Origin of the sequence: Thermococcus sp. ES12 (assembly GCF_012027515.1) — an archaeon.
Classification (GTDB): Archaea; Methanobacteriota_B; Thermococci; order Thermococcales; family Thermococcaceae; genus Thermococcus; species Thermococcus barossii.
Map to the genome: position 1 here is coordinate 478,448 of NZ_SNUP01000001.1, position 19,390 is coordinate 497,837.

23 protein-coding genes are annotated in these 19,390 nt (G+C 55.9%); 15 read left to right on the forward strand and 8 right to left on the reverse strand.

Going from position 1 to position 19,390, the window contains the following annotated elements; all coding sequences use genetic code 11:
* Positions 1 to 26 precede the first annotated feature (26 nt).
* Positions 27 to 1,244 (forward strand): methionine adenosyltransferase, encoded by a 1,218-nt coding sequence (locus E3E37_RS02665; protein ID WP_167714633.1) that lies wholly within the window; start codon positions 27 to 29, stop codon positions 1,242 to 1,244.
* 31 nt (positions 1,245 to 1,275) lie between these two features.
* On the opposite strand, the gene E3E37_RS02670 is transcribed toward E3E37_RS02665, so the two are convergent.
* A complete protein-coding gene (locus E3E37_RS02670; RefSeq protein ID WP_371731667.1) occupies positions 1,276 to 1,452 on the reverse strand; it encodes a hypothetical protein in 177 nt (58 codons plus the stop codon).
* 179 nt (positions 1,453 to 1,631) lie between these two features.
* Here E3E37_RS02670 and E3E37_RS02675 point away from each other — a divergent pair, with 179 nt between their 5' ends.
* Genes E3E37_RS02675 through E3E37_RS02685 form a run of 3 tightly spaced genes read left to right on the forward strand, consistent with a single transcriptional unit; the run spans position 1,632 to position 3,691 of the window.
* A complete protein-coding gene (locus E3E37_RS02675; RefSeq protein ID WP_088864503.1) occupies positions 1,632 to 2,174 on the forward strand; it encodes an adenylate kinase family protein in 543 nt (180 codons plus the stop codon).
* Positions 2,175 to 2,176: 2 nt separating this feature from the next.
* On the forward strand, positions 2,177 to 3,034 hold the full coding sequence (locus E3E37_RS02680; RefSeq protein WP_167714635.1) for a M48 family metalloprotease: 858 nt from the start codon (positions 2,177 to 2,179) through the stop codon (positions 3,032 to 3,034).
* A 12-nt stretch (positions 3,035 to 3,046) separates the two neighbouring features.
* Positions 3,047 to 3,691 (forward strand): metallophosphoesterase, encoded by a 645-nt coding sequence (locus E3E37_RS02685; RefSeq protein ID WP_167714637.1) that lies wholly within the window; start codon positions 3,047 to 3,049, stop codon positions 3,689 to 3,691.
* Here the strand turns inward: E3E37_RS02685 and E3E37_RS02690 are convergent.
* Positions 3,688 to 4,857 (reverse strand): pyridoxal phosphate-dependent aminotransferase, encoded by a 1,170-nt coding sequence (locus tag E3E37_RS02690; protein WP_088864506.1) that lies wholly within the window; start codon positions 4,855 to 4,857, stop codon positions 3,688 to 3,690. The genes E3E37_RS02685 and E3E37_RS02690 overlap by 4 nt on opposite strands.
* A 79-nt stretch (positions 4,858 to 4,936) precedes the next feature.
* A complete protein-coding gene (locus tag E3E37_RS02695) occupies positions 4,937 to 6,541 on the reverse strand; it encodes a carbamoyltransferase (RefSeq protein WP_167714639.1) in 1,605 nt (534 codons plus the stop codon).
* A 90-nt stretch (positions 6,542 to 6,631) separates the two neighbouring features.
* On the opposite strand from E3E37_RS02695, the gene E3E37_RS02700 reads away from it, so the two are divergent.
* A complete protein-coding gene (locus tag E3E37_RS02700; protein ID WP_167714641.1) occupies positions 6,632 to 7,027 on the forward strand; it encodes a pyrolysin in 396 nt (131 codons plus the stop codon).
* A 43-nt stretch (positions 7,028 to 7,070) separates the two neighbouring features.
* Here E3E37_RS02700 and proS read toward each other — a convergent pair whose 3' ends face one another.
* Entirely contained in the window at positions 7,071 to 8,522 is a 1,452-nt protein-coding gene (gene proS, locus E3E37_RS02705) for a proline--tRNA ligase (protein ID WP_167715325.1), read from the reverse strand.
* 124 nt (positions 8,523 to 8,646) lie between these two features.
* On the opposite strand from proS, the gene E3E37_RS02710 reads away from it, so the two are divergent.
* Genes E3E37_RS02710 through E3E37_RS02730 form a run of 5 tightly spaced genes read left to right on the forward strand, consistent with a single transcriptional unit; the run spans position 8,647 to position 12,122 of the window.
* Entirely contained in the window at positions 8,647 to 9,648 is a 1,002-nt protein-coding gene (locus E3E37_RS02710; RefSeq protein WP_167714643.1) for a 2-hydroxyacid dehydrogenase, read from the forward strand.
* A 9-nt stretch (positions 9,649 to 9,657) separates the two neighbouring features.
* Positions 9,658 to 10,653 (forward strand): M42 family metallopeptidase, encoded by a 996-nt coding sequence (locus tag E3E37_RS02715; RefSeq protein WP_167714645.1) that lies wholly within the window; start codon positions 9,658 to 9,660, stop codon positions 10,651 to 10,653.
* 33 nt (positions 10,654 to 10,686) lie between these two features.
* The gene (locus E3E37_RS02720; protein WP_371731669.1) at positions 10,687 to 10,950 is read left to right on the forward strand and encodes an AbrB/MazE/SpoVT family DNA-binding domain-containing protein; all 264 of its coding nucleotides are present in this window, start codon (positions 10,687 to 10,689) and stop codon (positions 10,948 to 10,950) included.
* Complete coding sequence (locus E3E37_RS02725; protein ID WP_167714647.1) at positions 10,925 to 11,353, forward strand: PIN domain-containing protein; 429 nt, start codon at positions 10,925 to 10,927, stop codon at positions 11,351 to 11,353. The genes E3E37_RS02720 and E3E37_RS02725 overlap by 26 nt, the downstream gene beginning before the upstream one ends.
* Positions 11,354 to 11,357: 4 nt before the next feature.
* Entirely contained in the window at positions 11,358 to 12,122 is a 765-nt protein-coding gene (locus E3E37_RS02730; RefSeq protein ID WP_167714649.1) for a sulfite exporter TauE/SafE family protein, read from the forward strand.
* Here E3E37_RS02730 and E3E37_RS02735 read toward each other — a convergent pair.
* On the reverse strand, positions 12,094 to 12,633 hold the full coding sequence (locus tag E3E37_RS02735; protein WP_240921890.1) for a hypothetical protein: 540 nt from the start codon (positions 12,631 to 12,633) through the stop codon (positions 12,094 to 12,096). The genes E3E37_RS02730 and E3E37_RS02735 overlap by 29 nt on opposite strands.
* An 81-nt stretch (positions 12,634 to 12,714) precedes the next feature.
* Here E3E37_RS02735 and E3E37_RS02740 point away from each other — a divergent pair, with 81 nt between their 5' ends.
* From E3E37_RS02740 to E3E37_RS02755, 4 genes are read left to right on the forward strand one after another with little or no spacing between them, the layout of a single operon-like run.
* Positions 12,715 to 13,464, forward strand: a complete 750-nt coding sequence (locus E3E37_RS02740) for a sulfite exporter TauE/SafE family protein (protein WP_088864514.1) — start codon at positions 12,715 to 12,717, stop codon at positions 13,462 to 13,464.
* Between the two features lie 30 nt (positions 13,465 to 13,494).
* Complete coding sequence (locus tag E3E37_RS02745; RefSeq protein WP_167714650.1) at positions 13,495 to 13,776, forward strand: hypothetical protein; 282 nt, start codon at positions 13,495 to 13,497, stop codon at positions 13,774 to 13,776.
* Positions 13,777 to 13,831: 55 nt separating this feature from the next.
* Positions 13,832 to 15,043: a hypothetical protein gene (locus E3E37_RS02750; RefSeq protein ID WP_371731670.1), complete on the forward strand. Its 1,212-nt coding sequence runs from the start codon at positions 13,832 to 13,834 to the stop codon at positions 15,041 to 15,043.
* 34 nt (positions 15,044 to 15,077) lie between these two features.
* Positions 15,078 to 15,911 carry a winged helix-turn-helix transcriptional regulator gene (locus E3E37_RS02755; RefSeq protein ID WP_167714652.1) on the forward strand — a complete coding sequence of 278 codons (834 nt, stop codon included), beginning with the start codon at positions 15,078 to 15,080 and terminating at the stop codon, positions 15,909 to 15,911.
* Here E3E37_RS02755 and metG read toward each other — a convergent pair whose 3' ends face one another.
* Positions 15,912 to 18,134: a methionine--tRNA ligase gene (gene metG / locus E3E37_RS02760; protein ID WP_167715333.1), complete on the reverse strand. Its 2,223-nt coding sequence runs from the start codon at positions 18,132 to 18,134 to the stop codon at positions 15,912 to 15,914.
* A 105-nt stretch (positions 18,135 to 18,239) separates the two neighbouring features.
* Positions 18,240 to 18,497: a hypothetical protein gene (locus tag E3E37_RS02765; protein WP_167714654.1), complete on the reverse strand. Its 258-nt coding sequence runs from the start codon at positions 18,495 to 18,497 to the stop codon at positions 18,240 to 18,242.
* Between the two features lie 54 nt (positions 18,498 to 18,551).
* Here E3E37_RS02765 and E3E37_RS02770 point away from each other — a divergent pair, with 54 nt between their 5' ends.
* The gene (locus E3E37_RS02770) at positions 18,552 to 18,899 is read left to right on the forward strand and encodes a 6-carboxytetrahydropterin synthase (protein WP_167714656.1); all 348 of its coding nucleotides are present in this window, start codon (positions 18,552 to 18,554) and stop codon (positions 18,897 to 18,899) included.
* Here E3E37_RS02770 and E3E37_RS02775 read toward each other — a convergent pair.
* The gene (locus tag E3E37_RS02775) at positions 18,896 to 19,369 is read right to left on the reverse strand and encodes a DUF192 domain-containing protein (RefSeq protein WP_167714659.1); all 474 of its coding nucleotides are present in this window, start codon (positions 19,367 to 19,369) and stop codon (positions 18,896 to 18,898) included. The two genes, E3E37_RS02770 and E3E37_RS02775, sit on opposite strands and share 4 nt — an antisense overlap.
* Positions 19,370 to 19,390: the final 21 nt, after the last annotated feature.

A 19,390-nucleotide genomic window follows, 5' to 3' on the forward strand; every position in this document is an offset into this window, starting at 1 on the left:
CAAGACAATAAGTTGAGGTGACGCTCATGGCGGAGAAGGTTAGGAACATAGTGGTTGAGGAGCTTATGCGAACTCCGGTTGAGATGCAGAAGGTAGAGCTTGTTGAGAGGAAGGGAATCGGCCATCCGGACAGCATAGCCGACGGCATCGCCGAGGCCGTCAGCAGGGCTCTCAGCAGGGAGTACATCAAGCGCTACGGCATCATCCTCCACCACAACACGGACCAGGTCGAGGTCGTTGGAGGAAGGGCCTATCCAAAGTTCGGCGGCGGTGAGGTTATCAAGCCGATATACATCCTCCTCTCGGGAAGGGCCGTCGAGATGGTTGACAGGGAGTTCTTCCCGGTTCATGAGGTAGCCATCAAAGCTGCCAAGGAGTACCTCCGTAAGGCGGTCAGGCACCTCGACCTTGAGCACCACGTCGTCATAGACTCCCGCATCGGACAGGGAAGTGTTGACCTTGTGGGAGTTTTCAACAAGGCCAAGGAGAACCCAATCCCCCTCGCCAACGATACTTCCTTCGGTGTCGGCTACGCCCCCCTCAGCGAGACCGAGAGGATAGTCCTTGAAACTGAAAAGCTCCTCAACAGCGATGAGTTCAAGAAGAAGTGGCCGGCGGTGGGAGAAGACATCAAGGTCATGGGTCTCAGGAAGGGCGACGAGATAGACCTCACCATAGCCGCCGCAATAGTTGACAGCGAGGTTCAGACCCCTGAAGATTATCTCGCGGTCAAGGACGCCATCTACGAGGCCGCCCGCTCCGTTGCGGAGGAGCACACCGAGAGGAAGGTCAACATCTACGTGAACACCGCCGACGACCCCGAGAAGGGAATCTACTACATCACCGTCACCGGAACCAGCGCCGAGGCAGGTGACGACGGAAGCGTCGGCAGGGGCAACCGCGTGAACGGCCTGATAACCCCGAACAGGCACATGAGCATGGAGGCAGCTGCTGGAAAGAACCCGGTCAGCCACGTGGGCAAGATATACAACCTCCTCTCGATGCTCATAGCCAACGACATAGCAGAGCAGGTTGAAGGGGTTGAGGAGGTCTACGTCAGGATACTGAGCCAGATAGGCAAGCCCATCGACGAGCCGCTCGTCGCGAGCGTTCAGGTCATACCAAGGAAGGGCTACAGCCTGGAGACCATCCAGAAGCCGGCCTACGAGATAGCCGACGCTTGGCTTGCCGACATAACGAAGATACAGAAAATGATACTGGAAGACAAGCTCAACGTCTTCTGAGCTCTTCCCTTTTTAAAGTTTTGAAAAGACTTCAAACGGCGGGATAACCGTTCTGCTTGAGAACCCTTATGAGCTTTGCCTCCTCCAGAGCGAGGGCGACCTTTTCCTTCTTGACCTTGGCTAGTTTCTTGGCGGCCACTTTTTTCTGGCGGGCCACCCTTATGAGCTTGGCCTCCTCAAGCATGAGGAGCTCTTTCTGCTTCTTCACAACGTGCAACTTTCTTTGGAGTAATTTTAGCCTTTCCATCTCGTGTCACCTGCGTCTATATAGAAACTATAGCCCTTAAAAGGTTTTCGCTGAATGCTATATGTACATTCGACAATCAACGAGGAACAAGCATATAAACTTCTGGCGACAAAATAAAGTGAGTTCTCGGGGGTAAATCAATGATAATCGCCGTGAGTGGTACTCCCGGAGCCGGTAAAACCACGGTCTCCAGAATCCTGAGCGAAAGACTTGGGTACGAATACGTGAGCATAAAGGATTTTGCACTGGCAAAAGGCATCGGGGAGAGAGTGGGGGATGAAATCGAGATAGACGTGGATGAGCTTTCCCGGGCCATTGAGAGAGAGTTTTCCGGGAAGAACGTTGTGATTGATGGGCATCTGAGTCACCTGGTTTCGGCCGACGTTGTCATCGTTCTCCGTCTTCATCCCAGAATAGTGGCCGAGAGGCTCAACTTCAGAGGATACTCCCGTAAAAAGCTTGCAGAGAACGTTGAAGCCGAACTCGTGGACGTCATCCTCGTTGAAGCCATTGAAGAGAACGAAAACGTCATAGAAGTGGACACGACGGGGAAAACTCCCGAGGAAGTTGTTAGCGAAATCCTATCCCTCCTGGAGAAAGGGGTGAAGAGAAGAGTTGGAATAGTTGACTGGAGTCACGCCTACGATGACGTGGTTCAGTACCTAATGCTTGGAGGGGATTAAATATGGGAGCCTTTAAATGGCTCAGGGTTCTGATCACTGTACTCATTGTTGCAATTGTTCCGGCCATCTTGGGATACCTTCTGTGGGAGAGGAGAGGCCTCACTGCGGCCATCCTCGTGGTTCTCATCGCTTACTGGCTTGTCTACTGGTATGGTGACAGGGTTTTGATGAGATGGTACCGCGCAAGGCTCGTCGGTGAGGGGGATTACCCCTACCTGTATGCCGTGCTGAAAAAGCTGGCTTCCAGTGCCGGGATTCCGGTTCCCAGGTTGGCTTTGGCTCCAGTTGGGACCCCCAATGTATTCTCCGCGGGTAAAGGGCCCGGAAGCAGCACGATAGTTCTGACCTATGGTCTTCTCCGGGTTCTGGATCCCGAGGAGATAGAGGGTGCCATTGCCCATGAGATTGCACACATACTTAACAATGATACCCCTCTGCAGACTCTCGTTTCCGTTCTCACAGGATCCCTTCTGGGGGTGGCCTATTACATAGATCGTTTAATTCGTTCCACCTCCCGCACCAGAAGGAGTAACCCAAACGATGGACCCATTCTGAGGCTCTTTACACCTCTGGCGGGAATTCTCCTTCGTGTTGGTCTCAGCCCTTCACGTGAATATGCCGCTGATGAGCACGGTGCAAGGATAAGCGGAAAGCCCCTCGCCTTGGCCAGTGCCCTTCTTAAACTTGAGAAGGCGATCTCTTTCCGTCCAATGAGGGGAGGAAACCTTGCCACTTCTCCCGTCTTCATAGTCAACCCGTTCCGAGGTGAACTCGCGGACATGGTATCCACGCATCCCCCAACTAAGGACAGGGCCGAGAGGCTCCTGAAGCTCGCGGAGGAGATGGGCATCTACACCTAAGGGGGTGATCCCTTGAGGTTCGTGGCGATTACCGATATCCATGGAAACTCCAAGAGGGCCCGCCAGCTCGCCGAAATACTGAGGGGCGAAGAATTTGAAGCTCTCCTCGTCGCCGGGGACATCACGCACTTCAGCGGCTCTGATAAGGCCAGGGAGGTCTTGGAACCACTGCTTGAGCTAGGAATTCCCATGGTGGCGGTACACGGAAACTGCGATGGCAGGGACGTTCCGGAGCTCCTGACGGAGTTGGGCATAAATGCCCACAACAGACGGGTTGAGATTGGTGGAGTTGGCATAGTTGGAATCGGCGGCTCCAACATCACGCCTTTTCACACCGTGTGGGAGCTGACGGAGGAGGAGATCGGGGGGATACTTGAGAGAAACTACCGTGAGGGAGACGTTATCCTCTCCCACGTTCCTCCACACGGAACGATCGCCGACAGGGTTCACTTTGGGAGGCATGTGGGAAGCCGGGCACTCAGGGACTTCATTGACGAAAAACAGCCTCCCCTGGTTATCTGTGGCCACATCCATGAAGGGAGGGGCATTGACCGGATTGGAAAAACAGTGGTGGTGAACCCCGGCCCGCTCTTCAGGAAGTACTACGCCGTGATAGAGCTCGAAGAAGAAATAAACGTGGAGCTGAAGAAGCTTTAGACGAGCTTCTTCTCCCTCAGCACCTTCTCCATCCTGTCCATGGCTTCCTCAAGCTGCTCGTATGCCGTCGCGTAGCTTATCCTGATGTAACCCTCCCCGGCGCTTCCGAAGGCTGAGCCGGGAACGACCGCTACCTTTGCCTCCAGAAGCATCAGCTCGCTGAACTCCTTGCCGGTCAGGCCAGTGTCCCTGATGCGCGGGAATATGTAGAACGCTCCCTTCGGCTTCACAGTTGGCAGGCCCATCTCGTTTAGACGCTTCCAGACGAGGTTCCTCCTCCTCTCGTACTCTCTTCTCATCTCTTCGACGGCCTCCCAGCTCCTCTCGTCCTGCAACCCTTTGGCGGCCGCGTACTGGGCGAATGTAACGGGGCAGGTGGAGTTGTACATCTGGAAGCGGGTCATCCTCTCGATTATCCACGCCGGAGCTGCCACGAAACCCAGCCTCCACCCGGTCATGGCGAAGGTCTTGGAGAAGCCGTTTATCGTTATCGTCCTCTCAAACATACCATCGAGTGAGGCTATACTGTGGTTTCTTGCACCGTCGTAGACGAAGTGCTCATAGACTTCGTCGCTGAAGACGATGAGGTCGTGCTCCACGGCGAAGTCCGCTATCTCCTCAAGGTCTTTCTTTGTAAGGACCGCGCCGGTGGGGTTGTTTGGGGTGTTTATTATGAGAGCCCTCGTTTTTTCGCTCACGTGCTTCTTAAGGTCATCAACGCTAAGCCTGAACTCGTTCTCCTCGTAGGTTGGCACCTCGACCGGCTTTCCGCCGGCGAGGATTACCGCTGGAGCGTAGCTGACGAACATCGGGCTCGGAATGAGAACCTCCTCCCCGTCCTTCAGAAATGCCGCCAATCCCATAAGAAGCGCTTGATTTGCCCCAACGGTCACCATAACCTGGGTTTTCGGGTCAACCTCAATGCCGTTCTGCTCCTTCAGCTTCCACGCCAACGCTTCCCGGAGCATCATCAAACCCGCGTTCGGCCCATAATGAGTCATTCCCCTGTCGAGGGCCTCTTTGGCGTATTCCTTGATATGCTCAGGAGTGTCAAAGTCCGGTTCACCTATTCCAAGTGATATCAGGCCTTCAACACCCTGGGCGAGGTCAAAGAGCTTTCTAATCTCAGAAGGGTTAACGAGTTCCAGCCTGTCGCTCAGCGCCATAAGCATCACCAAAGGAGTTTGGGGATAATGTTTATAACTTTACCTCAACGAAAAGATGTTCATCGAAGTGCTGAAAGGTTCACTGATGAACAGCAAACCCCTCGACCACAAGGACGTCCAGCTCAGCGGCTCTAAAGGTTCCCAGCGCGTCCCCGGGAGAGCAGACTATAGGCTCGCCGTGCATATTGAAGCTCGTGTTGAGAACTGCCCCGAGCCCGGTTCTACGCTCAAATGTCTTGATGACGTCGTAGTAAAACGGATTGACTTCCTTCCTCACCGCCTGCGGCCTCGTCGTACCATCAACGTGGACCACAGCTGGGGCGAGCTCTCCGAACTCCTCACTCGCGGTGTAGCTCATCGTCATAAACTCGTTTGGCAGGCCGTTGAGGTCTTCGAGGTATTCCCCTGCCTTCTCCCACAGCAGGGAAGGCGCGAATGGCTGAAAGACGTCGCGTTTTAAGGCCACGTTGAGTCTCTCCTTCACGCGCTCATCGCGGGGATCTGCCAGAATCGAGCGGTTCCCCAAGGCCCTCGGCCCGAACTCCATTCTCCCCTGGAAGAAGCCGACGAGTTTTCCCTCCACCAGTGCATCAGCAACGAAGCCGGCATCAACCTCCTCAAACTCGAGGCCTTCCCTCCTCAGGAACCCCTCAACTTCCTCTTTCCCATAGGCCGGCCCCAGGTAGACGTGCTCAAGCTTAAAGGGCCTCCATCTTCCGTCGAGCCTGTCCATCTGAGCTTTCACGAAGACCGCCGCACCGAAGGCCAAACCTCCGTCGTCCATCGCCGGAAAGATCCAGAGGTTATCGTCCCCGAAGATTTGCCTCAAAACGGCGTTGGCCTTGACGTTCTGGGCGACCCCGCCGGCGTAGGCCAGAGGAAGACCCCTTCCCTTCAGCCTGAGCCCCAGCTCCCCGATGAGCCTCTCAAGATGCCTCTGAGCGCTGGCCGCTATCTCTATCGCCTTCTTCTGGAGCTCGCCGTCGAGCTTCCCGCGCTTCATCTGGTTTGCTATCTCCCTCGCCTTTGAGAATGGATAGTGGAAGAACTCGGCGAGCTTTCTCGTCGCTTCCACACCGATGGCCTTGAGGTGGTTGTCGAAGCTCAGACCGTTCAGCTCGATTATCGAGCTCAAATCGTAGGCCGGCCTTCCATAGGCGGCCAAGCTCATTACTTTACCCTCGTGGCGCATCGGCCTGAAGCCGAGCAGTTCAGTAACTGACGCATAGAAGTCGCCGAGGGAGTCGAGGTAGGTGCTCTGTGCTATTCTCACCATCTCCCCGTCCCTGGCCACGTATATCGAGGAGCTTAGCCCGTCGCCGGCCGCGTCTATGCTTATAGCCAAAGCCTCTCGCCAGCCCGAGGTGTAGTAGGCCGAGGCCGAGTGGGCTAAATGATGCTCGACGAAGATGACTTTCCTCTTGAAGCCCGGACCAAAAACGGCTTTTAGATTTTCCTCAAGTTCCAGAAGGCGTTTCTGCTTCCTGAATATTCCTGCAACGGCGATGATTTCGACGTCGTCTGGATCTGCCCCTGCCATCCTCATGACTTCCCTCACGCTCAGGAGGGGAAAACCCCTGTACTTCTTGACCCTGTTGAGCCTCTCCTCGTTAACGGCGAATACCCCTTTCCCATCAACGAGCACCGCGCCAGCGTCGTGGCCGTCGTGGATTCCCAGAATCATGGTGGTGCATTCCATCTTCCTTTTTTAAACGTTGGGGAAGGGAAGAATTTAAAAATCCGAGCGAATGAATAGGTGTCCGGGGGTGAAACCATGAAGAAGGTTGCTGCAATCCTGGCCCTTTTCCTCCTGGTGTTCGTCCCCTTCGCAGGAGCTGTGAGTGCTGCGACGTGGAGCTATGAGAGTTTTATCAAGCAATCGATGGCTTGGTACTATCTGTATCAGAGCAATGAAGACAAGTTCAAGGAGCTCTATAACCTCAGCGTCCAGATGAACGTCAGCAACGAGACCCTTTCACTCGCGATGGAGCTCTACAACAACGCAAGCGCCGAGTACAACCAGGCCCTGACCTACGGGATCCCGCAGGAGAGCCGTACCCTCAGCTGGGTCGTTTTCAGCGTCCACATAAGAAAAGCCTACATTTACATGAGTCAGGCGGTTGAGCTTCTTGAAAAGGCACTCGCCCCGCTTGAGAATCAGACAGCCTGATTTTCTTTTATCCTCTTTTTGAAAAATGCTAAAAGAAAAGTCATCAGTAGGTCCTCGCGAACCTCGCGATGAACTTGGCCTCCCTGCCGCAGACGGGGCACTTCTTGCCCTCGATGCCTTCTTTGGCCTTCTCCTCCGGATAGGGAGTTCCGAGCATCTTGGCGTCGAGTATCTCCTCCATCTTGAGGCCGCACTCCTCATCACCGCACCAGGGGATTTCCACTACCCCGCGCCTGTCCTCAAAGACGGCCCTGGCCTCATCTATGGTCTCGACGCGCTTTATATGGCTCTCAAGGAATTCCCTGGCACGGACATACAGGTTCTCGTGAATCTCATCGAGGGTCTTCCTGACTTCGTCAACTATGGCATCACGTTCCACGGTGACCTTCTCAAGGGTATCGCGCCTCGCGAGAACCGCTTTCCTGCCTGCAACGTCCCTTGGGCCGACCTCTATCCTGAGCGGAACGCCCTTCAGCTCCCAGTCGTAGAACTTCCTTCCGGGTCTTATGTCGCGCTCATCAACGTGGACTCTGAGGCCAGCCGTTCTTAGCTCCTCGGCAATTTCCCTCGCGTAGGCGAATACATCGGCCTCGGCGTCCTTCTTGGGAATCGGGACGATGACGACCTGTATGGGGGCTATCGTCGGGGGCAGGACCATCCCCCTATCGTCGCCGTGTATAGCTATAACCGCCGCGAGGAGGCGCTCGCTCATTCCGAATGTGGTCTGGTGGACGAACTCATGCTCGCCGGTTTCCGTCTCGTACTGGATGTTGTAGGCTTTAGCGAAGTTCTGCCTGTAGTTGTGCATCGTCCCTATCTGGAGTGTCCTGCCGTCGGGCATCATAACCTCTGCGCCGAGGGAGTAGTAAGCACCGGGGAACTTGTCCCATTCGGGCCTCCTGGAGACTATGTACGGCAAGGCCAGGAACTTCGCAAGCCTGTCGAATATTTCGAGATCCTCCTTTATCTGCCTCTCAGCATCTTCAAAGCTGTCGTGGGCTGTGTGGGCTTCAAAAAATCTGCTTATCTCCCTGACACGGATTAGAGGCCTCGTGTGCTTGGTCTCGTAGCGGTAAACGTTAACTATCTGATAGATTTTAAACGGAAGATCCGCGTGAGAGCGTATCCAGAGGGAAAACATTGAGTACATGGCGGTCTCGCTCGTTGGTCGCAGAATGAGCCTGACGTCGAGGGGGTCATGACCCGCATGGGTGACCCAGAAGACCTCACCCTCGAAGCCGGCTATGTGCTCGGCCTCCTTCTGAAACTCGGTCTCAGGAATGAGGGCCGGGAACAAAACCTCCTCGTGGCAGGTTCTTTCCATCTCCGAGTGTATGAACCTCTCAATGTTCCTCATGATTTTCAATCCGTACGGGAGCCAGATGTTCATTCCCTTGACCGGATAGCGTTTGTCCTGGATTCCAGCCGTCTCAATCAGCTCGTTGTACCACTCGCTGAACTCCTCGCTCCACTTCTTCCTCTCCACCTTGCTCATCCACACCACCTAAAGGGAGAAACCGGAAAAGTTTTTAAGTTTTCCCGGTGGCGGCTCGGCCTTTTGACGAATTCCATCAAAAACCTTATTAGGTCCGTTTCGACAACCATCTTAAGGTGGTATCATGAGGCCGAGGGTGGCCGTTCTTTTTAAAATGAAGAGCAAACCCGTTGAAGAGCTGAAAAAGTACGCGGACGTCGAGTTCATTCTCTATCCAAGCGTGGAGGAGCTGAAGGAAAGGATAGGGGAGTTCGATGGGGTGATAGTTTCCCCGCTCAATACGCTCCCCGGTGATGTCATCAAGAGAGCCGGGAGGCTGAAGGTGATAAGCTGCCACTCGGCAGGCTACGATCACGTTGACGTTGAGGCGGCAACGAGGAAGGGAATATACGTGACCAAAGTGGCGGGAGTTCTCAGCGAGGCCGTTGCCGAGTTCGCCGTCGGCCTTACCATAGCACTCCTCAGGAAGATAGCCTACGCCGACAGGTTCATTCGCTCCGGAAAGTGGGACTCCCACAGAACGGTGTGGGGTGGTTTCAAGGAGATAGAGACCCTCTACGGCAAAAGGGTCGGAATCCTCGGTATGGGAGCGATAGGAAAAGCTATAGCCCGGAGAATGAAGGCGATGGGGACGGAGATATTCTACTGGTCGCGGTCGAGGAAGCCCGATATAGAGGAGGAAGTCGGTGCAAGGTACCTCCCGCTCGACGACGTCCTGAGGGAGAGCGAGGTCGTTATCTTAGCCCTCCCGGCCACGAGAGAAACCTATCACATCATCAACGAGGAAAGGCTGGAACTCCTCGAAGGCAAATACCTCGTCAACATCGGGCGCGGAACGCTCGTTGATGAGAACGCCATCATGAAATCCCTCAAGGAAGGGAAACTGAAGGGGTACGCGACGGATGTATTCGAGAACGAGCCAGTGCAGGAGCACGAGCTTTTCAAACATGAGTGGGAGACGGTTCTAACGCCCCACTACGCCGGCCTCTCCAAGGAGGCCATGGAGGACATGGGCTTCCAGGCGGTGAGGAACCTCCTGGCTGTTCTCAGGGGTGAGGTCCCGGAGACGCTCGTGAACAGGGAGGTTCTCAAGATACGCCCACCCGAGAAGGTTAAGATGCTCTGAGGTGGTAGCATGCTCGTCGATGAGCTGAGGGAAATCACCCGGGTTCCGGGGATTTCCGGCTACGAGGAAAAGGTCAGGGAGAAGATTGCGGAGTGGGTCGAGCCGTACGCCGACTACACCGTCGATACCATTGGAAACCTGCTCGTCGAGCTCGGCGAGGGCGAGCTAAAGGCCATCTTCATGGCCCACATGGACGAGATAGGGCTTCTCGTGACGGGCATAAGGCCCGACGGAAAGCTGACCTTCAGGAAAATCGGCGGCATAGACGACAGGCTGCTTTACGGCAGACACCTCGACGTGATAACCGAGAGCGGGAGGCTCGACGGCGTCATTGGCGCCCTTCCGGTGCACCTCAACCTTGAACGGAAGTTCGACACCGTTCCATGGAGCAAGCTCGCCATAGACATTGGGGCTGAAAGCCGGGAGGAGGCTGAAGAGCTCGGCGTTAAGGTGCTCGACTACGCGGTCTTCAAGAAGCACTTCGCGGTTCTCAACGGCCGCTACGTCTCCACCCGCTCCCTCGATGACCGCTTTGGGGTCGTTGCCCTCGTGGAGGCGATAAAGGACCTTGTTGACCACGACCTCGACGGGCGCTTCATCTTCGCCTTCACGGTCCAGGAGGAAATTGGCCTCAAGGGCGCCCGCTTTTTGGCGGAGCACTACACCCCGAAGTACGCCTTCGCCGTCGATTCCTTTGCCTGCTGTGGCGAGCTAACGGGTGACGTCCGCCTCGGCGGAGGAGCGGTGATAAGGGCAGTGGACAACTCGGCCATCTACACGAGGAGGCTCGCCAGAAAGGTCGCGGAAATAGCGTCGAGGAACGGGATTCCCCTCCAGATTGGCGTAACCGGCGGTGGAACCGACGCCTCGGTCTTCCAGGGAAAGAGCGAGGTTCTGGCTTTGAGCGTGCCCATAAGGTACCTCCACAGCGAGGTGGAGACCCTTCACCTCGGAGACCTTGAGGCCCTGACAAAGCTCATAGAGGCGATTGCCTTCGAACTGTAAGCTTTAAATATCTCCTGCACCTAAGTGGGATTGGTGGGAAAAGTGGGACTAACGAGGATAGACACCAAGGGAAGGATAGTAATCCCGAAGGAAATCCGGAAGAGGATGGGCATCAAGCCGGGTGAGGAGTTCCTGATAACGGAGATAGACGGAGACACCATAGTCATAAAGCGCTTTGACGTCAGGAAGATGCTCAAGGAGATTATAAAGAACGCCGGAGGGCTGGACCTCGACGAGCTTGAAGGGGAGATAGAGAAAGAGGGGAGCAGGGTTGCAAAGGAGCTCTACGACCTCTAAGTTCCTTCTCGACACTAACGTCTTCATTGCGACTGTGAAAAAGGGCTGGACCGACACCACCGAGTTGGTACTCCGCCTCCTTTCGAGCCAAGAATACCACATCGTCGGGAACGACGTTCTTCTCGCGGAGTATCGAAAATACGCCGAGCGCCTAAACGCCCTGGACTTCTACGAGTTCCTGAGGCTCAGGATGGAGGTGGTCAATCCCACCAGGAAGGAGGTGCTCAGGCTTCTCCCTTACTTCCCTCCGAGCCAGATGGCGGATGCCGTCCATGCCGCCACGTGCCTGAAGACGGGGGCTGTTTTGATAACCAACGACAGGCATTTTGATAGGGTTGCGGAGGAAGGCCTGATAGAGGTGTGGGACATAAGTAAAGCGATACGGAAGATCCTAAGGGGGTGATTCCTTGTTCAAATACGTCTCCTACTTCGCAGTCGGGATATTCATAGGCATCCTCGCGGCGCTCTTTGGCCTCGGTGGAGGCTTCCTGATAGTCCCAACTCTCAACTTTCTTGGCGTTGAGATACATCACGCGGTGGGCACATCAAGCGCGGCAGTTGTATTCACCTCCCTCAGCTCGGCGATAGCGTACTCAAGGCAGAAGAGGATACACTACAAGGTCGGCCTCCTGCTTGCCTCAACGGCCGTAATCGGTGCCTACATCGGTGCGTGGCTCACGAGCTTCATAAGTGCCGCCCAGCTGAAGGTCATCTTCGGTCTCGCCCTTGTAGTAGTCGCTGTCAGGATATACAGAAAGAAGACGGCCGAGCCGGGTGAGGTCAAACTTGAGGAAGTGGGGGTCAACTACAGGCTGGTGCCGATTGGAGGTTTCTTCGCGGGAATCGCCAGTGGTCTCCTCGGCGTCGGCGGGGGAATAATCAACGTGCCCTTCCTGACGTACCTCGGCCTCCCCATACACTACGCGGTGGCGACTTCAAGCTTTGCGATAGTGTTCACAGCAACCGCTGGAGCGCTCAAGCACTACGCCATGGGCAACGTGGAGGCGCAGTGGCTGGTTCTTCTCGTCCCGGGGCTTATAATTGGGGCCCAGCTCGGTGCGAGGATAGCGAAGAGAACACGGGCGAGCAGTCTTAAGAAGGCCTTCGCCGTTGTCATGGGGCTCTTGGCCCTGAGAATGATCCTCAAGGGACTCGGCTTTCCGATTCCCTGAGCTTTTCTTTCCTTCTTTCCATGACGTAGGACGCTCCGAGAAGTACTGCCACCGCGATTAGAACCAGCCACGCGATAACCAGCGGGCAGTCGTAGGGGTAGTAGAAATCTCCCGTCGGGACGTATGGTAACGAGACCAGGAGTAGCATTACGGACAAGATGAATCCAAGGAACCCACCGATTACGAAAAGCACTATGTTTCCGCTACCATAGCCCATCTCCCCGTCGATGGCGAGCTCCGCGCTATACCCGACCACCACGGTCAGGACCAGGACAACGGCGGAGAGAATGAGATTCGCCGAGCCAAGTTTTTTCCTTCCCCACTCGTACAGGCCGTAGGCGAGAACCAGAAGCAACCCGCCGGCTGAAGAACCGAGCCACACCGAGAGGTCCTTGTAAAAGCCATATGGAGCGTCCCAGTTGGCGAAGGCTATAGAACCCGGCTGGGTCACCACGAATGCAAGGACCACCAGGAGCCAGTACCTTTTCCAGCCCATCGCCCTCCCAATCATTAACGACTCCGAGGTTTAAATTCCTGACGGAGTGCCGGCCAAAATATATAAACCTCACCGGTAATACCGGCCCGATGCGGAATGCTTAACCCGGTGATGGCGGTTTTAATCGGCGCACTCATAGGCACGGTGGCAGGCCTCTTCGGGGTTGGGGGAGGCTTCCTAATAGTTCCTTCACTGGTGTTCCTGGGACTGCCCATCCACCTGGCCATCGGGACAAGCCTTGCGTGCATAACGATAAGCTCCCTCTCATCGGCCTACGCCCACATCCGGGCCGGCAGGGTCCTCTACCGTGTGGCCTTTTTGAAGGAGGTCTTTTCGATCCCCGCGGCGATGGTGGGGGCGTACCTCTCCGGAATGCTGAACCCAAACGTCCTGGAGGCAGTGTTTGGAGTTCTCCTGATGTACGTTGCCTATGCATTCGTCAGGAGGAACTCCGTGAGGGCCCGCGGCGACTTGAGGATAGACTACCGGAAGGTTCCACTTATAGGCGCCCTCTCCGGCCTGACCTCAGGACTTCTTGGAGTCAGCGGCGGCATACTGAACGTCCCGCTCTTTCACACCCTCGCGGGTCTCCCGGTGAACTACGCCGTTGGAACGTCCAGCCTCGCGCTCTTCTTCACGGCCCTCGTGGGAACGGCCACCCACTACACCCTGGGCCAGGTGGACGTCGAGACCGCCCTGCTTCTCTCGCCCGGCCTCATAATCGGCGCCGCCCTTGGCGCCAGGCTCGTTCCGAGGCTGCACCCGCGGAGGTTCAAGCTTCTGTTTTCGGCACTCCTCGTGCTGGTCGCGATAAGACTCCTCCTCCGGGCACTCAAAGGTTTTTAACCATACCCCCCAACTTCCTCCGGTGAGAAAATGAAGGAGCTCTTCGAGAAGGTCAAGGAAGAATACGGTGTTGAGATAGTCGATGAAAACGACATGAGTGGCGCCTGGAAGCTGGTGGAGATGCTCAAGGAGAAGGGCTGGGTCGTTTACATCATCACCGCGAGAGGCCGCGAGCAGGTGGATGCCTGGCACCCAAGCTATGGAAGCCTGTACGCCCAGTTCGGCGAGATGCCCCACTTTGAAAGCGTGGTGGAGGGTATCTGCCTGACTGCGCTCCATGTAAGGGAGCTTGAGAAGAATGGAACGCTTTGAAACGTTCGTTCCATCGGATTCCTCAAATAACTCTAGCGCCTAGCCTTCATCGGTGATGTCCATGGGAGGTGCAAAGTTCGGGGCACTGGCCCTTGCCCTGTTGCTGCTTGGGAGTATAATACCGCTGGGTCTGGCAGAGGGCAACAACACCACCGGCTCGTACACCGGAGCGCTTGACAACAGCACGAGGGAGATCATGATAGCGGGCCAGTTGATTGACCAGCTTCAGAGACTGAGCAAATTTGCCGAGGAGAAGATTGAGCCCATAAAGGACAGGCTGCCCGAGAACTCCACCATACTCGTTCATTATGAGCTGGCGGAGGACTACAGGGATAAAGCCATCAGCGAGTATGAGGCTGGAGAATACTACGACTCGATACTGGACAGCTTAACGGCTATGCACCACTACAAGGTTGCCCTCTCGGCGCTTAAGGAGGCCAAGGAGAAGGTTCAGGACGTGAGGGAACGCATTAAGATTGAAATCGAGCGCATGACGGAGTACTTCCGGTTCGTTGAGAGGACCATAAGACTCGCCGAAAACCAGGGAATAGACGTGAGCAATCTAACCAGGCTTTACAACGAGACCAGGGACGCATACAAGACAGTCCTTGATGACCTCAAAGCTGGGGACTACGAGAAGGCGAAGGCCGACTATGAAACAGCCAAGGAGAAAAAGGCACTCCTCGATGAGGAACTGAGGAGGGTCAGGGAAGAGCTTGCCTACGCGAACGCGGATAAGATAGTCCGGGACTTCCTCCTCAAAGGCGAGAAGGGTATGGAGATAGCCCAGCGGGCGATCGAAAAGGGACAGGAAAACGGTTATAACATGACCGAGCTCCAGGAGAGGCTCGACGCCTTCAGGGAAGTGTACGACGAGGTGAAGGCCCTCGCCGATGAGGGCAGGTGGGAGGACGCTTTGAACGTCATGAAGGAGAACAGGGAAACTATAGTCGAATTCCACAACGCCGTTGGTTTCGTGCTCAGAAAGGCCCGCGAGAGGGAGCTTGAGGAGAAGCTAAAGGACGTACGCGCTTTCCTCAGGGAGATGAACGGCAGAATCCAGAGGGATTCCAAAGCTCTCAGGGAGCTCGGTAGGGAAGGCGTCGACACGACCCGCGCAGAGATTCAGCTGAGGGTGGCCGCCCAGGAGCTGAGGATAGGGGTCGAGCTCCTCAGGCAGGGAAGGCCGCTCCAGGCAAAGGCGCACTTCGCGATAGCACTGGACATGCTTCACAGGGTCGACGAGTTCATACTCGCCCACTCCTGAACCTTTTCCTTTTTCACCATGGAGGGATGCTTAAATGAGGCTCGATTACCTCGCGGTGTTCATGGTAACCCTCATTCTTTTTCCCTGGGCTAGTTCCTATGCCGTCTCGTCCCTAGTTTTGACGGTTTACGATGACGGCTATGTCAAGGTTGAATACGAGATTCTCCCGGAGGAGTACTCCTCCCAGATTGAACTTCCCCTCCTCGGCGGCCACTACGAAAACGTCATTGTTGAGGACGGAAACGGGAATCCTCTAAACTTCAGGCTTGAAAACGGAAGCATTCTCGTATACTCTGGAGAAGCGGACATCGTCAGGGTATCATATTACACCCCAGATCTGACCGTGAAGGAGGGCATCGTCTGGACGCTTCACGTTGAGACCAACGATTCCTTCACCGTGGTTCTGCCGGAGAACGCCATAGTGGTTGACCTCAGCGACATACCGCTTGAGATAGCCGGAAACTCGATAACCATGCCCCCCGGCAACCAGAGCGTCTCGTACACCCTCAACGGCAGGGCGGCAGGTGAGGGGAACGAGGCCGGTAGCTTACCCTATCTTGCCCTCGTTGGTGGCCTCGCGGTGGCTGGAGCTTCCACCTACATTCTCTGGAGGAAGGGCAGAGGAAGGTCGATGCCCACCCGGGAGGAGTTCGAAAGGAAGCTCGACAACGTTGACCTCAACGAGGAGGAAAGGCGTGCGTTGCTATATATCTTCGATAGGGGCGGAAGGGCCAGCCAGGCAGAGGTCAGGGAGGCGATAGGTCTGCCCAAGACGACAGCGTGGAGGATGTTCAGGCGCCTTGAGAAGAAGGGGCTGGTAAAGGTTCTGAAGGGGAGAAAGGAAAACTGGGTGGAGCTGAAGCTCTGACTACCTTATCCTGGCACCCAGCTTAACCTCTTTGTCCGGCATGAGCAAAGCCACGTTCTCGCCGTCATCGGCCGCCAGAAGCATTCCCTGGCTTTCCACTCCCCTTAGCTTCTTCGGCTCAAGGTTCGCTATGATGACCACCGTCTTGTTGAGGAGCTCGTCCTTGCTGTAGTACTTCTTCAAGCCGGCGACGAGCTGCCTGACCTCATCGCCCAGGTCAACCCTGACCACGTACAGCCTGTCGGCGTTCGGATGGTCCTCAACGCTTATTATCCTCCCGACCCTCAGGTCGAGCTTCATGAAGTCATCAAAGCTGACGTATCCCATGTCCTTACCCTCCTTCTTGGCCTTCTCCTTCTTTGAAGCCTTTTCAGGCTTTTCGGTTTTGACCAGGATTTCATCACCGTAGATGCTCCTGAGGAGTGCCATCGCCTCCTCCCTCTTGGCCTCCCCGAAGCGCTCGATGACAACCTTTACAACATCGTCCCGCCTGTAGTACTTTTCGAGGAGGAGCCTCGCGCTCTCCGGGTTACCCCTGGCTATGTGGTTCACGATGAAGTAGATTATGTCCTCGTCGGTGACCTTCTTGAACATCGGGGTGGCCTTTCTAACCCTGTGGCCGGCCGGAACCTCGGTGAACTCCCAGCGCTTCACCTCCTCTAGGTTGAGGAGGTGCCATATCTTCTCGCTCGCATCGGGCAGGAACGGTTCGAGGAGGATTCCGAGGGCCTTGACGAGCTGGAGGGATATGTTCACGGTTGTGGCAGTCCTTACGCGGTCGGTTTTAGCGGTCTTCCACGGCTTCTGGTAGTCGAAGTAGCGGTTGCCGAAGATGGCCAGCTCCATGACCCTCTTGAGGGCGTCCTTGAAGCGGTACTGACCTATCAGCTCCCCGACTTCCTTGAAGGCCCTCTCGATCTCCTCAAAGGCCTCCCTGTCAAGCTCGTCCAGCTCGCCCCTTTCAGGGACCATCCCATCGAAGTAGCGGTTGGTGAAGGTGAGCGCGCGGTGAACGAAGTTGCCGAGGTTGTTGACGAGCTCCTCGTTTATCTTGCTCTTGAAGTCGGCGAAGCTGAAGTCGCTGTCACGAGTTTCGGGCATTATCGCGGTGAGGTAATACCTCAGGTAGTCGGCCGGGAAGGCATCGAGGAACTCGTGGACCCATATCGCCCAGTTCCTGCTGGTGGAGAACTTCCTGCCCTCAAGGTTGAGGTACTCGTTGGCCGGGATGTCATGGGGGAGAAGCCACTCGGCCTCGGTTTCATCGTCCCTGTATTTACCGTAGGCCATGAGAAAGGCAGGCCAGAATATCGCGTGGAAGGGCACGTTGTCCTTGCCTATGAAGTGTATGACCTTAGTTTCTCCGTCGAGGTTGAGCCAGAACTTCTTCCACTCCTTCTCTTTTCCAGCCCTCTTGAGGGCCTCGATGGTGATCGAGATGTAGCCTATAGGCGCTTCAAACCAGACGTAGAGCACCTTCCCCTTAACGTCCTCGTCGTCGAGAGGAACCGGAATACCCCAGTCGAGGTCGCGCGTTATGGCCCTCTCCTCAAGCCCCTCGTTGATCCAGCCGAGGACGGTGTTCTTTACGTTGGGCTTCCAGTGCTGTCCCTCGACCCACTCCCTCAGCCTGTCCTCGAAGTCCTTCATCTTGATGTAGTAGTGGGCCGAGTCCTTGAATGTTATCGGGTTGCCGCAGATGTTGCAGCGCGGGTTGATGAGGATTTCGGGCGTGAGCGGATGGCCGCAGACCTCACACTGGTCGCCACGCTGGTTTTCTGCCCCACAGTAGGGGCACGTTCCGATGACGTAGCGGTCGGGCAGGAACATCTTGTCGTGCTCGCAGTAGGCCTGCTTGGTGACCTTCTTGACGAGGTGGCCGTTCTCAAGGGCCTTGAGGAAGAACTCCTGGCTTACCCGGTAGTGGACAGGTAACTCGGTCCTGCCGAAGTAGTCGAAGCTTATCTTGGCCCTCTCGAAGGTCGTCTTTATGTGCTCGTGGAACTCGTCAACTATCTCCCTCGGGCTCCTGCCCTCCTTGAGCGCGCGGAAGGTTATCGGAGTACCGTGTTCATCCGTTCCGCAGATGAAGAGCACCTCTTCGCCTTTGAGGCGGAGGTAGCGCACGAAGATGTCCGCAGGGAGGTAAGCCCCTGCCAGGTGTCCCGCGTGTATCGGTCCGTTAGCGTAAGGGAGTGCTGAGGTTACCATGTACCTGACCATTTTAACCACCGTCCCGCTGTGGGTTTGGAGCCTTATAAGACCTGCGGGTTTTAAACATTACGGTGGGTTATTAAGTCGGGAGAAAAATATGCAGAGTTGGATATATCACTTGCCGAGGGAGAGGTTCTCCGCCCTCACGAGGACGGCGCTTTCGGGTACCTCAACCTCCCCGCGGGTGATTATCAACGCACCCTCGTAGGTGGTCATCGTCAGCCTGGTCTTCTTGAAACCTCCCGTCTCGCCAACTATGACGAGCGGCCTTTCCTTGAGCTCAAGGAACTTCCGGAACTCCTCGGGCTCAACGAAGACGAGGACGCCCCCCGCTATCACCCTGTTGGCATTGACGGCCATCCCGCATCCCATGATACCACCCCAAAGGTTTAAGGTCTTCCCATTGATGTGGTTTTCGGTGGTGGAATGAAGGCGAGGGTGGTTGAGCGCTTCAAGTTTGAAGCCGCGCACGCGGTCATAATCAATGGAAAGCCAGAGCAAATACACGGCCACACCTTCAGGCTCGAGGTCGCGGTTGAGGGCGAACTCAGGAGGGGTTACGTGATTGACTTCCTTGAGCTGAGAAGGCTCGTTGGGGAAGTCATTGGCAAGCTCGACCACGGGAACTTAAACGAACTCTTCGACAACCCGACGACCGAGAACGTTGCCCTGTGGATAGCCGAGGAGGTTGAAAAGCGCCTCCCCGATGGCGTGAGGCTGAAACGAATAGTCCTCTGGGAGGGCGACGAGAACGGGGTGGAGTTTGAGTTTTAAGGATTCTCCGCTTTCACTTCCCCCACGCCCTCCGTAAAGGCCATCCCGTTGGTGCCCTTGTCGAATGAGAAGCCATCTGGAAGGGACACCTTCACCGGGACGGCCCGCTCCTTCTCCTCGCTCGGGCTCCAGCTTATGAGGTCGCCCTCCTCGACGTCAAGCGCTTTTATAATCCCCACGGGGCCTTCGATTATGTATTTGGCCGGCTTTCTGGGAGCGTAGAGGCGCCACTTCCTGGCGGTCTTGAAATCGACGACGCGCCTCGTCGAATCGAGCCATATCACGTCTATATCGCTCAGCATGAAGAACATGTGGATCGAGGCGTTGGCCCTGGTCTCGGCGGGAAGGATGAAGACGAGGGCGTGGTTGACGTGCCTTGCCAGCATCAGCCCCCTAAAGCGCTTGAAAAAGCTGTCGGCGAGCTTTACGGGCCCGTGCCACGTCCGCTCTTTGGTCTCGTTGGTGAGCATGTTCTTCTCTCGCGTCGGGAG